The sequence below is a fragment of the Gammaproteobacteria bacterium genome (assembly GCA_019911805.1).
In the GTDB taxonomy this organism is placed as follows: Bacteria; Pseudomonadota; Gammaproteobacteria; order Thiohalobacterales; family Thiohalobacteraceae; genus JAHJQQ01.
The window spans coordinates 25,051-36,988 of record JAIOJV010000041.1 but is presented as its reverse complement, the minus strand read 5'-3'; the positions used below and the strand labels follow the sequence as shown (position 1 = coordinate 36,988).

Below are 11,938 nucleotides of genomic sequence, written 5' to 3'. Positions count from 1 at the left end.
AGAGCACCTCTGTCAGCGGAAAGCGCGATGATCCAGAAGATTCTCAATACACTCCATTATCGACTCAGACGTGAGTTAAGAGAATGGCGCAGGGCCAACGCGTATCTTCGTGAGACAGACTGGCCTTGGTATATGAGGGCGTTGATCGCCGCCGGCGAACATCCGGTACGAATTCCCCTGGAATTGCTATCTATTGTTATTGGACTATCCGCGACAGTATGGGCCTATCATGCACTAACAACCCTCGTATCGTCTGACCCAGTTTTATCACCCCCCAACATCCAGGAGCACTTTTCTACATTGTGGACGGTCCAGGCCGCCATTGCCGCGATGATCTATCCCATCGTGATTGGTTTTGTAACTTTGTTACTCCAGCGCCGTCACTCCGCAAAGGCCAGTCTACACATCTATCTGCATTACTCCGCAGCCATATTAACCGGCCTTAGCGCACTGTTTCTTGTGGCCACAATGGGGGTGCAATTTGTCTTTATTCCCATAGCTAGTGAGTCTGTAGTGTTTCAATGGCTAATTCTCGATGTGGCTTGGTTTCTAGTTAATATTTTAGGCACCATCTGGTTTCTTGCGCGTACCTTCGACTACCTGCGCCCAGAACGTCGTGCGGAGATTATGCGCGCCTATGCAATAAACCATGTCTGGCCGGCAGAGCTGCGCAGCAATCTTGAATACAATCTATTTTGCGGGGCGATCCATTACGGCTGGCTGCCTGGCCCCGTTTACGGTGATGAAGAGAACGAATCGAACACGGCCATTATCCCCAGCCCTGTCGGACGTAGCATGGGCGATATTCAGGTCACGGTAAGACGAAAACGTTCATGGACAATTCTGGACGTGCGCTTCCGCCTGCTGTCACTAGCAGTGCGCAGCTGGCAACGGCGGGAAAGCAATCTCGCGACTTCATCGGAGCAGCACTCGGTCGCATCAGCTGGAACACGTCATAAGCGGTTGCTAATCCTCCCATCTATTCCAGGAGAGTCGTACGAGAATGACGTCGGTCTGTGCCGCGTGGAAGGTGGCTCAGGCCTGCGCTGGTGGGAGCGATGGCTGATCCGGAAGTCATTTGTTCTCTCTCCATCCACCGGACAATTATCAACCCTGAACATCAGTGACATTCTGAATGGACTGATCACTGAGGTACAGGTCGCCATGGAGACCGGCGAGGAGGTCGTTTTTCGGGAAGCATTGCATGAGCTAGTGGATCTGCATACGGCTTTGTTGCAAGCAGGCGACTTTGTCACTGATGCGGGCCAACATGGCAATTATGCAAATCTAGTGGACCGCCACCATGCCTTCGAAGCCCGGATTCATGATCTCTGGACCCGCGAATATCGCCGACTCTTTGACGCCGCTATTGAGCGGCTTGCGACAAGCACTACCTATTTCAATTATTTGGTGCATGTGCCCGGCTGGATACTCAGCCGATTCGAGGAGATACGTCCAATAGAAATATCAGTGCATTTGCTTCAGCTTTCATGCTCCCTACACTACCGTCTGAATCGGTGGTGGTCGAAAATAGGAGAAGAACAAGGATTGCTCAAGCACGGTCCGTGTGAGCCAGGCGCACTCAATGCACCGGCATTTACAGTCTATGACTCCGCGATCAAGGAATTTGTAGGTGCCTGGGAATCCCTCAAAAATGATCGCTTTCCGCCAACACGAGATGAGCCGCCAGAGTGGGGTACGTATGGAGAAGTCACAATACTATATACGGCGCATCTTGACGGCACACTCCACATGTTGTTCGACAGCCTGTCACTCGGCAACAAGGAAGGTGCGGAATGGCTTTGTGATTCCCTCATAAAGTGGTGGAACACAATCCGTTTTAGGTTCGATAATATTTACTATTACATCCGTGACGAACGCAATCTGACACTGGAAATCCTAAATACACCGTGGGAAGAGGCCAGAAGAGTCATTGATCTCTCCATGGTCGGAAACGATGAAGAAAATGCACCAAAGGCGATTTGGACAGCCTCCATTTACAACTACTGGACCGACCTGACATGCGTGGCGCTCTACGCCATGCTTCAGCTCGGCAAAGGCTGCACTTGTGAAATGTCTTTGCCTGCACAATTAGCTGCGGCCCTTAGTCAGGGAAAAGCCTTACGAGCTGGAGGAGCGGGAATTGGAGAGGGGTGGCCGATCCGCTCTATTGAAGACTTATTAATTGCGATCATTCGGCAGTACTATTTTGATGGCGGCTACCATCGTGGTTATCGATCCCGGCTCAACAAGGTTATAGAGGGGATTTCTAACCAGGGAAAGCCTGCAATGGTTCCCGGACGCATCTATTCTGGCTGGGGGCTTGAAGACCTGGATTCCCTTCGAGATGGGCAATTGATACTCCTATGCCTGTTTGCAAAAGAGGGGTGGACACCATCGGCGCGGCTGATGGAAATAATACAACAATGGGGATCACGGGACGATGCGGGTCTACGTGCATTTGTCGATCTACTTAAGCAATGGAAAACCAGATTGACTGACGCCGACTATCTTGCCTATGACACCCTCTTTTCTTGTATTCAACAAAGAGTTGGCGTTACTGCAAGCCTGAGAAGCACTATCTCGGTTTTAGATGCGGGCATTCATCAGATCATTACTGGCATAGAAGGTTTCCGGATAGAGCAGCTGCGGGATGCCCAGATAAGCGATGAACGACTAGAAAAAGTAGCCAGCTGGAGTTCTCGATCAGGATTTAGTAAAGACAACGCTGCAACTCCCATTTCGTTGTTTAGAGAAGTCCAATATTCAAGAGAGCAATATACAGAGCATAGTCTAACTATCAGAGGAATTAACAAAGGAGAGCTTGTCGATCCGCCGATGGCACAGCGCGCCGGCAATGAGGCTGAGTGGTTTGACCGTACAATCAGCAGCCATGTAGCCGGATCGGTTATGACAGATATTTTAAAAACTATAATTTTAGAGATAGCAGAAGTAGACAGCCCCGTAGGTTATTGGCAGCAGATAAAGCTTGCGGCAATGAGAATCCGCAACGACGGAGGCACACCGATACTTTTAGTAGCAGGCCGGGCTGATCCGCATTGTCTGCTCGAGTGGACAAGAAATACATATGATGAACGTGCGGACCGACCGGAAGACCCTCGACTTATCCGCGATAAGCAATTCAAGACTGAAGGGTATATAGGAAGTTTGAATGATATTCCAGTTTTTGTTGCGCCGATTGGCCCAGGATCATCTTACCTGATACCACTTGAAGTAATGAACACCCTATCATTCACTGAGCATACAGACGGGGTGTTCGTACAAATTTCATTTGAGCCGGTAGAGGGGAATGATGGATTGATCAACCTCAAGCTGTCCTGGCACTCCAAACTAGATTTAGATGCAGGAAAAAGTTGGCAGCTGCGGTATGTCCGGACTCAGGTCAAATGAGAATGATTGAAAACGGTTATGCTTTCATGGACATTTCAAGCTTGAAGCCATCTGACACCGACTTCCAAACTAAATGGTGCAGCATGCAACCAAGGCAACACAGTATCGACACACACCCTGCCAACCATATTCCGTTTCCTGGTTATCGTCTCAACTCGGTCAGCAACTCGCGCAGCTTTCCGTCCGCCTCACCAGACTTCTCACAGAGCCTATCGTACTCTGTCACGAGGTCTTCGACGCTCCGCACATCATTTTGACTCGGTTTCTTTATATACAGCGAAACCGATAGGTTGAATTGGCGTTCTTCTAACTTCTCTGGATCAACGAGCGCGACCATCCCTTCCTCATCCGTACGCCCCTTATAGAGGCGCACGATTTCTTCAATATGTTCAGAAGAGAGCGCATTCTGCGCCCTACCGTAAACAAATCGGTCGCTTACATCCATGAATAACACATTCTGGTCAGTTTTGTCTGCGCGCAGAATCAGTAGGCAGATCGGGATCGCCACGCCATAGAGCAGCTTCTCAGGAAGCGCGATGATTGCATCAACCAGATTTTCTTTGATGAGCTTTTCTCGGATCGACGCCTCGCTGCCTGTCCGGAACAGAACACCCTGCGGCACGACGGTACAGACTCTTCCGTGTGCAGGCTTCATACTCGCCACCATGTGCAGAATGGTGCCGTAGTTGCCGCGTGTTTTAGGCGGCAACCCACGCTTGAAGCGCATATACCTATCATGGTCCGCGGCTTTATGAGACCACCGCTCTATAGAGAAAGGCGGGTTGCAGACCATGACGTCGAACTGGCGTAGCGTGTCGTCATTCATGACGAAACGCGGCTCGCGAATCACATCGCCAGAAGCCAACTCAATATTCGTCTCTCCGTGTATCAACAAATTGAGTTTTGCGAGCGCCCAGTCAGACCGGCTCGCGGCCTGGCCCCATAGCCTGTAATCCTGCATGCCGGACACGGCCCTCAAGTGCTTCCCGCAAGCCACCAGCGTAGACCCTGTGCCGCATACAGGGTCGCAAATGTCCTCCCCGGGCTTTGGATCGACGAGCCTCGCCATAAGCTCGGCCAACTCGGGGGAGGTATGGACCACGTCATCTGCGCCACCTGCAAGCGCCAAGCGATGCAGCAAGAGATCAAATGCCTCGCTGGCCACACGTTCGTCCGCGACACAGCCCGGACGAAGATCAAGTGCCGGCTTCGCGAAGGCGTAAAGCAATGCGCCTACTGCGTGATCATTGAATGCAACTTCCCCGGACAAGTCCGAGAATCGGCACTCCTGAAACACCCCTTCAAGTTCGGCTCGGTTTTCATCCGCGAACGCCGATAGCGCATCATCCAAGCGCTGCGCATTGCCGGGCTCATGGAGTCGTTCGTGAAGGTCCCAAAACCCCTTCCCTTTCGGAAGCACCAGCCGACCGAGCAGCCTCACCCGCTCTGTCGGCAGATCATCTTGATGATCCTTTGAACCCGTCGCTCGCGCGGCGTCGGAGACGTACTTAAAGAACAAGAACGCCAATATGTGCAGCCAGAATCGATCAGGCGGCACCACTCCCTTGAAGACTTCGGCCGCGGCCCCTGCGGCTAACGCAACTGAATCGGCCATGTTGAGCGCCGCCATGGTTAGTTGTCCTCCGCACTTCGAATTGCATATGCAACGGCATCCATCAGCTCTACCCGGTTCTTGATCAAGGCTTCGTAGCAGCGGATCTGCTCACGGACCTGACGCTCTAGCTCAATGATCCGTACCTGCTCAGCCACGCTCGGTATTGCCACGGGGATGCCCGAGGCAGCAGCAACAGTGATCACCGGCAGGTGGGTTCCGGTCACCATAGAAGTGATGTAGTCCTGGATGGTGCGCCTATTCAGCTGCCAGGCGAGGAAGGCCGGACGTACGCGGTCGGCCTCCGTTTTCACCCGTATCCGGATGAACTGGGGCCCCGGGACGGTCTTCTCTGGCACCTCCCCAAGATGGACAGAAAACAGCCGGTGGCCCCGGGCGACCAACAGGATGTCATCGTCCTCCAGCCAGTCGGGCTTCGCCCGGGCCGGTAGCCGGGTCCTGGTCACTTGGTCCCAGTCCAGAGGCTCGCCCTCCGTCACGTCACGCATCTGTACGACCCGCACATCCCCCTCGGGATCCGCTTGGATCGCCCCCCGAAACGGATGACCCGAACGGACATCTGCCAAGTCAGACAATGGCTTAGTATTCACATCGGCACCACACACAAGAGTTTCATGCATTTTAGGCTTGAAAAGTACCGGAGGCAAGTGTAACCTGGACATACTACACACAAGCTTTGCATGTACTTTAAGTAGCGTTCAGTATAGCCTCCGAACAGGTGAGGCTCCAGGCAAAAGCCCCATCGGGGGGCCGTTTAAAAGGACACTCAATATGAAACTCAAAGACCAGATCAAACAAATCATCCTCGACACCCAACCGGAGCACGGGGTCCTCCAAGGCGTCCGAAGGATCACCAAGGGACTTCCCATGAAACGCGTCGGGTATTTCCCGAGCGTGAAGAACGACGCCCTCATACCCTGCGAGAGCGGGTTGGAAGCGGATCACTGCCTGGGACTGGAGTTCGAAAAGCCGGTAGTCCGCTACCAATCCCAGCCACTGACACTTGATTTGGGTAACCAGGGGAAATACACCCCCGACACCGGCCACATCGACACGATCGGCGACGTCGAACTGCGCGAAGTCAAATTCTCGGGCGCACTTCAGGATCCGAAGGTACGGGACTTCCACCACTGGCTGAAACGCCACCTCGCAGAACAGGGCATTCGCTTTCGGGTACTCACGGAACTCGAAATACGGCGGGCGCCGGATTACGAAAACGCCAGGTACCTGTACCGGGCCTCGCACCTGCGCTACAGCAGCCATCTGCTCGACCAAGCCCTCGCAACATTGACCGAACTCGGGGGGCGTGTCGCCCTGAGCACCCTGCGAAAAGCCCTCGCCAAGCAAGGCTTACCGCCGCTCCTGGCCGACCGCCTCCTGCTTCTGAAGCGCGCGTATCACGACACGTCGCGACCCTTGAGCTCTGACTCAACTGTGTGGTGCTGATCATGAACACTCAACACAACCTCCCATCCGTCGGGCAAGTTTACCTGCTCAAAGGTAGCAAATTCCAAGTCATCAGCGTTGTCGCAGGCGTTGTCCGCTTTGCGTCGCTTCACGGCGGTCAGATTCGCCAGCTGCCCATCGAGAAGTACAACGCACTTTTAGCTCAGCGGTTGATTCAGCCGGATCCCGAGAGCCCTCTGACGTCTTCGCAGAATAATGCCATTTCTCCGCAGGCACTCTCAGACCGTGAGACCGCAGAGATGAATCGTCGCCTTCGTTATGTGCGACCGATTGTCGCCACTTGTGAGTACCCGACATCGCAGCGCCATATTAAACCGCTTCTGCCGAAGCTGGCTGAAGAAGTGGGCGATACCAGCGTACCCGGCGCTTCCACGGTCTGTAAATGGGTCAAGTCCTTCAACGAAAGTCATTCGAACCCGCTGTCACTTGTCCCCCTGGCCCGCAACAGGGGCTGCCGGGATACCAAGCTTCCATTACCCATAGAGAAACGGATACTGGAACGCATCGAACAGGACTATCTGACCCCGCAACGCCTGACTGCCGCCAAAGTTCACTCCCACATCAATGGTGAACTGATCGAGCAATACGGTGATGATCGCATCCTCCCCGAGGACTTTCGGCTACCCTCGCTTCGGACTGTCCAGCGGCGAATCGCCCGCCTCGATCCGTACCACCGCATGCGGTCACGCCACGGTGCGTACTATGCGAATCGGAAGTTCAAAGCCGCAGGTGTGCGCCAACTGGCAACCCGCCCACTGGAATACGTCGAGGCGGATGGCCAGCTCTTGGACATCATTGTGCGACATCCGACCAACCCCGAAATTGTTGGCCGTCCCTACGCGACCGCGGTTATGGATCGCTACACCAGGGCCATCCTGGCCATCGTCATCACCTTTATCCCGTTTTCGGCGCCGACACTTCTCAAGGCCCTAAAAATGGCCGTTGGCGGTCCGTCTCGGGGTTTCTTCGGGGTGATTGAAAAGCTGATTGTGGACAATGGATCCGACTACATCAGTAACTCCGTCCGTAATTTCTGCAACGCCACCGGCATTTGGATTGAGCATGGCAGCCCCCGCAGTCCAGACACCAAGCCTCACAAGGAGCGATTCTTCGGAGTTCTGAATACCGACGTCATCCACACACTGCCCGGCACGACATTCTCCAATCCCACGGACCGTGGTGATTACAATTCTGAAAAGATGGCCTGCCTGACCATCGATGAGCTAGAGAAGATCGTGCTGGATTGGATAGACAATGACTACCATGTCCGCCCGCACTCCACGACAGGCCGTGCGCCTGCGAAATTGTGGGCCGAAGCCACCGGCCGTGACGAGGTAGCGTCATTCCCGCCAGAAGACCTCGACATCCTTGCACGCACCGTAGTTACCCGGACGATCAACAAGGGTCGTATCACCGTCGAGAATCTCACTTGGTACTCCCCGGCGCTCACTGTCATTGAACAGGAATTCAAGTCCAAAAAACAGTCGGCACGGGTGCAGGTCTATCTCGACGAACTCGATCTTGGCCGCGTCTTTGTCAAGGATCCCCGCGGTATCTGTGATTTCATCCAGGCCGATTGCACGCTACCCGCTTATACACGCGGGCTGAGCCTGTACGAGCATCGACTGACCCAGAAGCGCCTCCGACTCCAGAGCTTGCGCGACCTGGAAGCGTATGGTCAGAACGCACTGTTCCTCGAACGCTGGAAGACCTGGAAGGCGATCGAGGCGCTCAAAGACAAGTCTTCACGGAAACGGTTGCTACGTATGGAAAAGATGCCGGAACTCAAGGCACTAGAGGCCATCACCGGCTTATCTGATCCGATTAGCGAAGACGACAGCGTTATCGAGTCTCCATCGACCGAAACTCGCTCTGCCACAACGCTTGACAGCAGTGCCGCCCTGATCGCTCCAACAGCCGACGACATGCCGTCCGACACCGACGACGATGCTCCCTTTGAATCCAAGAGGTATTAATCATGAACCTAGAATCCATCCTGAAACGTGTCAACAAGATCGACGGCTCCTACATCGAGCACCCTGCAATACAGAACGCAATCGATGGCTTTGTGTCTTGCCTACTGGAGTCCAAGAGTTCACGCGAGCCGGCCAATATCCTGCTTGTCGGAGAACCCGGGACCGGCAAGACGACTGTCTGCGAAGCGCTTCTGAAGATGTACCCGCCCAGGAACGAGGTCCGCGAGGGTTATGAAGTCACGATCGTACCTACCTTCTACTCCTCGATCAAAGCACCCGTCTCGATTCGTGGAGTGGCCTCGGAGTGCCTTAGCAAGCTGAATGATCCGAATCCAAGAACCGGTAACGCGCTGGAGCTCACCGGGCGCCTTGGCGAGCTGCTTCATAAGTGTGAGACACAGCTGATGATGCTTGATGAGTTCCACAACCTCTTACCCAAGAAACGCACTCGCGGCGGTAAGTACGAGGATGTCCAGGACTGGGTACGCGCGGTCATCATCGACTTCAGAGTACCCATCGGATTGGTAGGCACCCCGGATTGCGAGCAGCTGATCGACTCAGATCCTCAGTTGGCGCGTCGCTTCCGGTATCGCTTCCGACTCACCAATTTGGATTTCGGGGGCGCCAAGAAAGGCGACTTCAGGAAGTTCATTGAGCGCCTCTCTCTGGACTTTGTTGAACTGTGCAACCTCCAGGGAATGCCTGATCTACTGTCCAGGGACAATGCGCTGGCTGTTTATGCAGCGACATCGGGCAATCCGGATGACATCGTCGATCTCATGAAGCGCGCTGTTCGCGAAGGACTTACGGAGGGACGCGAATTCATCACGATGGACGACTTGGCCACCGCCTACGAAAACATTGTGATGGTCAACACATTGACGAAAAAGACGAACCCCTTCCGGATCTCCGTGACGGAGCTCAACAACCGCCTCTCGCGGTTTATACGGTGATCGCCATGGCACAACTACTCGTGAGGCCTATTCCCTATGATGACGAGTCCCCTGGCGGCTTTCTGCTTCGCGTATCCCAGGGCAATGGCTGGCGCAGCCCGTCAAGACTGATCAACAAATATCTGCCGAGGAACTATGGCATCGAGGTGAATTTGATAGCCCTGCTGGCGGATGCGGAGAGCTACGGAGACCTGTGCGCCCGACTCGGCCTTGATCGAGATCGCGGCGCAGCGCTCTGCTACCCGCAGAAAGGCGTGACCCGGCATGCACCCCATTATTGGCGCGGCATTGGCGTACCGTGGAACTCGCTAAGACTGGCGAACCCTGCAATTTGCCCCCAATGCGTCGAGGAGCGGGGTTACCTCAAGTCTGCCTGGGACCATCAGATCGCGACCTCGTGTGTCGAGCATGGGATTCTGCTGGTGGACAAGTGCCCCGCCTGCGGCCACAACCTCGCCTGGAACCGGAAAAGCTTGGAACGATGTGCGTGCGGATTCGATCTGAGACGCGCGAAACGGATTCCGGTCGACATTACCGAGAGTGCGTATCTCGAAACGCTCATCGCACGTGGCGAAGCCGGCGAGTTCGACTTGGTTATCCAATTCTTTGAGGCCTTGAGACGCATATACAGCCACAGCCTGTCCGGTACGCACAAGCAGCTGGCATTGGATAAAGCGGTACGAGGCGTACGTGCCCCGGGCCGGTTGGCGCAGGAGCTGGCGGATGACTGGGCTGACTGCGCATTCAGCCTGCCTGGGCGGCATCCCCGCATCGAGCTCATGCCACTGCTGGCAAGCCACTCGGCCCGAATCCGTGACGTGGCGCGACAGGCCCTATCGTTAATCGATCCACACGTCCTTGAAGCCCTGGAAACCGATCGGGTGCTTTTTGGTTCCGCCATTGTGCGTGAGGCCTGCGCTGCCCTCGGCTTGCCTCAGCACATCACCACCGAGCTGATTGAGTCGAAGACACTCAGGAGTGTAAGACCGGACAATCCCAACTCCCGAATCAGTGTCACGATTCGGTCCTTAAACAACCTGCTGATCGAACTGGGCTCACGACAGGAAGCGAACGACCGGTTCGTCCCGATTATGCGTTTCCTCCGTGGGCGGGATTTACAGTTCCACGATGTTATCGAGCTCATTCGCACCGGAAAGATACGGTGTGGCGGATACACCCTCACAGACGGGCTGGCTGGCCTGCGGGTAGAGCCCCCTGATGGCCGACTGATCGCTGAGTCAATACCCGACTCGTCCGATATGACGATCGCAGACGCAGCGAAGCGTCTGGAGGTGCCGGCTGCGGCGCTCACGGCGGCCATTCGAGGCGGACTCCTCAAGCCGGTCGACACGACCAGGTCCGGTCGACGAGTCCGTATGATTCCAGCCGAGAGCCTTGACGCGTTCACTGACAGCTACGTTTATGCAAAGGCCCTCGGGGAGGCCCATGGGGCTAGACCGGGGCGTTTGGTGCGACAACTCGATCGGGTCGGCGTAAAACCCGTCGTCGCACTGCCGAGGGGAAGTGCGTCATGGCATATCTTCAAGCGGTCACACCTAGCCCGCATCGACTGGGAAGCTGTGGTCGCACTGCGGATTCCGACTACCCGCCGAAAGCCGGGGAAGACCAATGCGGGTACCCCAGAGACCATGGGTATCACGCCTCGTGTTGCCTCCGAAAAACTGGGTATTTCTGTCCGTAAGGTAAAAACCCTTATCGACCGCGGACTGATTAAGGTGATCGGGCAGGACGCTGGCATACCCATCATCGATCCCGACTCGTTGCAGAATTTTCAGAAAATGCTCCACGACGAGGCGTATATCCCGATCGTCGAAGCCGCAGCACTGGTAGGCGAATCGCGCTCGGCATTCTCAAAGCGCTGGGTTTCGACCGGACTCATCACCCTCATCGATCTCGGTGTCGGGCTATTCGTTCACAAAGCCGAGATCGCGACTGTTCTCGACTGGAAGTCGAAATATATCACCGCGAATGAATTTTCCGCCGGGGTAAGCCGAAATCGCAGCCTGATTCCTCACCTGCGGCGGAAGGGCCTGATTCAACCTGCACAGACGCTTATGGTCAACGGAGAGCCACGCCACTTTTACGACCGTGCTGAGCTGTTCAGGATTCTGGATCGAGAGGCGCAACATACCGCTGGAGGCACATACGCTCATGAAGGTAACTCGCATTCATTCGGATAAAGATGTCTTGATACGGCGAATAATCGGCGTCTGCTTGCACCACATCGCGGAGCGCGGTGTTTTCGTAGACATCGCCAACCTGTCGTCAGGCCGCCCAAAAGAGGTCACGCTAGGATCAATCAGCATCCTCCATACGTCTCGGTTTTGCAGAATCCCGGGGCTTGGCGGAAAGGATGTCCTTGACGTATGGGCGACTCATAACGGGAAGACCCGAAAAGTACTGTCGGTCTGGTGGGAACCGCTCGAGGTCGTGTCTTTCAAGCGAGGCGAGTGGATCGACGAGATATTGAGTTCCGT

The 11,938-nt window shown here is 55.0% G+C and carries 7 protein-coding genes; 5 read left to right on the top strand and 2 right to left on the bottom strand.

Features of this window, described 5'->3' with window-relative positions; translation table 11 throughout:
- Positions 1 to 27 precede the first annotated feature (27 nt).
- The gene (locus K8I04_03900) at positions 28 to 3,411 is read left to right on the top strand and encodes a hypothetical protein (protein MBZ0070857.1); all 3,384 of its coding nucleotides are present in this window, start codon (positions 28 to 30) and stop codon (positions 3,409 to 3,411) included.
- Positions 3,412 to 3,553: 142 nt separating this feature from the next.
- Here the strand turns inward: K8I04_03900 and K8I04_03895 are convergent, their stop codons facing one another.
- Positions 3,554 to 5,041 carry a type I restriction-modification system subunit M gene (locus K8I04_03895; protein MBZ0070856.1) on the bottom strand — a complete coding sequence of 496 codons (1,488 nt, stop codon included), beginning with the start codon at positions 5,039 to 5,041 and terminating at the stop codon, positions 3,554 to 3,556.
- Between the two features lie 2 nt (positions 5,042 to 5,043).
- Positions 5,044 to 5,532 carry a restriction endonuclease subunit S gene (locus K8I04_03890; protein ID MBZ0070855.1) on the bottom strand — a complete coding sequence of 163 codons (489 nt, stop codon included), beginning with the start codon at positions 5,530 to 5,532 and terminating at the stop codon, positions 5,044 to 5,046.
- A gap of 283 nt (positions 5,533 to 5,815) precedes the next feature.
- Between K8I04_03890 and K8I04_03885 the strand changes: the two genes are divergently transcribed.
- The 4 genes from K8I04_03885 to K8I04_03870 are packed head-to-tail and all read left to right on the top strand — an operon-like array spanning position 5,816 to position 11,641.
- Entirely contained in the window at positions 5,816 to 6,490 is a 675-nt protein-coding gene (locus K8I04_03885; protein MBZ0070854.1) for a Tn7 transposase TnsA N-terminal domain-containing protein, read from the top strand.
- A 2-nt stretch (positions 6,491 to 6,492) separates the two neighbouring features.
- Entirely contained in the window at positions 6,493 to 8,487 is a 1,995-nt protein-coding gene (locus K8I04_03880) for a DDE-type integrase/transposase/recombinase (GenBank protein ID MBZ0070853.1), read from the top strand.
- Between the two features lie 2 nt (positions 8,488 to 8,489).
- On the top strand, positions 8,490 to 9,440 hold the full coding sequence (locus tag K8I04_03875; GenBank protein ID MBZ0070852.1) for a TniB family NTP-binding protein: 951 nt from the start codon (positions 8,490 to 8,492) through the stop codon (positions 9,438 to 9,440).
- 5 nt (positions 9,441 to 9,445) lie between these two features.
- Positions 9,446 to 11,641 carry a TniQ family protein gene (locus tag K8I04_03870; GenBank protein MBZ0070851.1) on the top strand — a complete coding sequence of 732 codons (2,196 nt, stop codon included), beginning with the start codon at positions 9,446 to 9,448 and terminating at the stop codon, positions 11,639 to 11,641.
- The last annotated feature ends 297 nt before the right edge of the window (positions 11,642 to 11,938 follow it).